Source organism: Burkholderia sp. AU30280 (genome assembly GCF_020420125.1).
Taxonomy (GTDB): Bacteria; Pseudomonadota; Gammaproteobacteria; order Burkholderiales; family Burkholderiaceae; genus Burkholderia.
In genome coordinates this window covers 1-906 of record NZ_JAIZRY010000044.1, presented here as the reverse complement: position 1 = coordinate 906, position 906 = coordinate 1, and the positions used below count along the sequence as shown (strand labels likewise).

Below are 906 nucleotides of genomic sequence, written 5' to 3'. Positions count from 1 at the left end.
AGAAACGCTAACAGAATGATTTTTGAAGGTGTCGCCAGCAAATGACGCAGGCGGCGATTTTCATGAACGCCTCGTGTATGGCGGCGAGGCGCTCGAACCGAATGCGCAGGCGTCTGAAGTTGTGCAGCCACGCGAAGGTGCGCTCGACGACCCATCGGGTCTTGCCAAGGCCGCTGCCGTGGGGTTCTCCACGGCGTGCAATCTGCGTAGCAATACCGGCAGCGTGTAGGGGCTTGCGATATTTGTCGTGGTCGTAACCGCGATCGGCCTGCACGATGACGGGCTTTGACAGAGGCCGCCCCCGCTTGCCCCGAATGGGCGGGATGGCCTCGATCAGAGGCAGCAGTTGGGTGACGTCGTTGCGATTGGCGCCCGTGAGGATCAGCGCGAGCGGGATGCCCTGCGCTTCGGTAACGAGATGGTGCTTTGAACCGGGTCGCGCCCGATCGGTGGGATTGGGTCCTGTTTTTGCCCCGATCCCACTGCACGAATGGAGGACGAATCGATGACCACACGCGACCAGTCGATGCGATCGGCTGCACGAAGTTTCGCCAGCAATACTCCGTGCAGCCGGTCCCAGACGCCCGCCTGTTGCCAGTCGCGCAGTCTGCGCCAGCAGCTCATGCCCGAGCCGCAGCCCATTTCCTGCGGAAGCATTTCCCAGGGAATACCGGATTGCAGCACGAACAGGATGCCGGTCAGCACGGCGCGATCGTCGAGCGGCTTGCGGCCCGGGTATCGCGTACGGCGTGGCTTCGGTGGAGGTAGCAGCGGTTGGATCAGTGACCACAGTTCGTCATCGAGTATCGGTTTGGCCATGGCCTCCTCGTCAGCGAAACAACGAAGAGGTTAACAAAACGCGCGGCGGGTTAACAGCCCCCGAACACTCATTTTGTTAGAGATTTT

1 protein-coding gene is annotated in these 906 nt (G+C 61.0%); it reads right to left on the bottom strand.

All coding sequences use genetic code 11. From position 1 onward, the window contains the following. Nucleotides 1–7: 7 nt before the first annotated feature. A protein-coding gene (locus LGN17_RS36435; protein ID WP_226201563.1) for an IS5 family transposase occupies nt 8–819 on the bottom strand; the annotation gives its coding sequence in 2 pieces (ribosomal slippage) (nt 8–471 and nt 471–819; 813 coding nt in all). Nucleotides 820–906 lie beyond the last annotated feature (87 nt).